Here is a 1,616-nt window from a genome sequence, read left to right as displayed (position 1 = left end):
CGGCACGGATGCGGCGAGCAGCTCGCCGCCCGCGGCATCCGGAGCCTCTGGATCGTCGCCAGAGCCGTCGGCGATGAGGGCGAGCAGCGCGTCGACGGTGAGCCCGTCGTTCTCGAGGTCGGCGACGACGTGCCGGTCGCGCAGCACCACGATGCGGTGGCTGAGGCGCAGCACCTCCTCGAGCTCGGCCGAGATGAAGAGCACGCTCATTCCGTTCTCGGCGAGGTTGAAGACGAGCTTCTGGATCTCGGCCTTCGCGCCGATGTCGATGCCTCGGGTGGGCTCGTCGAGGATGAGGAGCCGGGGGGCGATCGCGAGCCAGCGCGCGAGCAGCACCTTCTGCTGGTTGCCGCCCGAGAGGTTGCGCACGAGTGCGTCGGGGTTGGCGGGCCGGATGTTGAGGGTCTGGATGTAGCTCTGCGTGAGCTCGTCCTGCCGCTTCTTGGGGATGGGCCTGGCCCACCCGCGGTCGGCCTGCAGGGCGAGCACGATGTTGTCGCGCACGGTGAGGTCGCCGACGATGCCCTCGTCGCGGCGGTTCTCCGACGAGAAGGCGATGCGGTGCGACAGCGCCTGGCGCGGCGTGCGCAGGCGGGTCGACCTGCCGCCGATGGACAGCTCGCCCGAGTCGGCGCGGTCGATGCCGCCGAGCAGGCGGGCGAACTCGGTGCGGCCCGAGCCGAGCAGTCCCGCGAAGCCCACGACCTCGCCCGCCGCGATGGGCAGGTCGGCCGGATGCATCGCGCCACGGCGCCCGAGCTTCGTCGCCTGGACGAAGGTCGCGGCATCCGACTCGTCGACCGACACCGATCGCGCGCGCTGCTCGAGGTCGTCGAGCACCGTGAGCTCCTTGCCGATCATCTTCTGCACGAGGTCGATGCGCAGCAGCTCCTCAACGAGGTACTCCCCCACGAGCTTGCCGTTGCGCAGCACGGTGAGGCGGTCGCAGATCTCGTACACCTGGTCGAGGAAGTGCGATACGAAGAGGATCGCGACGCCCTGCTCCTTGAGCGAGCGGATGACGCGGAAGAGCTCGGCGACCTCGTCGGCGTCGAGCGACGAGGTGGGCTCGTCGAGGATGAGCACCTTCGCCTGCACGTCGATGGCACGGGCGATCGCGATGAGCTGCTGCACCGCGAGCGAGTGGTCGCCGAGGAGCGAGCCGGGATCGAGGTCGAGGTTGAGGCCCGCGAGCAGCTCGGCGGAGCGGCGGCGCATCGCGCGCCAGTCGACCGAGCCGAAGCGCCGCGGCTCACGCCCGAGCATGATGTTCTCGGCCACCGACAGGTTCGGCAGAAGGTTCACCTCCTGGTACACCGTCGAGATGCCGGATGCCTGCGCCTGGGCCGGTCCGCTGAACGAGACCTGCTCGCCGGCGAGCGTAATGGTGCCGGCGTCGATGCCGTACACCCCGGTGAGCGCCTTGATGAGGGTGGACTTGCCCGCGCCGTTCTCACCCATGAGCGAGTGCACCTCGCCGGGGAACAGGCGGAAGTCGACGCCGTCGAGCGCCTTGACGCCCGGGAACGTGATCGAGATGCCGCGCATCTCCACCACGGGGGCGGCGGGATCGGTGGGGTTGGTCACGAGGCGCTCCATGGAGTCTGGTGGTGGGT

1 protein-coding gene is annotated in these 1,616 nt (G+C 69.8%); it reads right to left on the bottom strand.

What is annotated here, in order from left to right:
- On the bottom strand, positions 1-1,599 hold a 1,599-nt coding region (locus AC1DY2_RS19580), incomplete at its 3' end, for a sugar ABC transporter ATP-binding protein (protein WP_476763926.1).
- Positions 1,600-1,616: the final 17 nt, after the last annotated feature.

Source organism: Agromyces sp. P1_H4 (assembly GCF_056405255.1).
The sequence above is the reverse complement of the archived record's forward strand: the minus strand, read 5'-3'. Positions and strand labels throughout refer to the sequence as shown.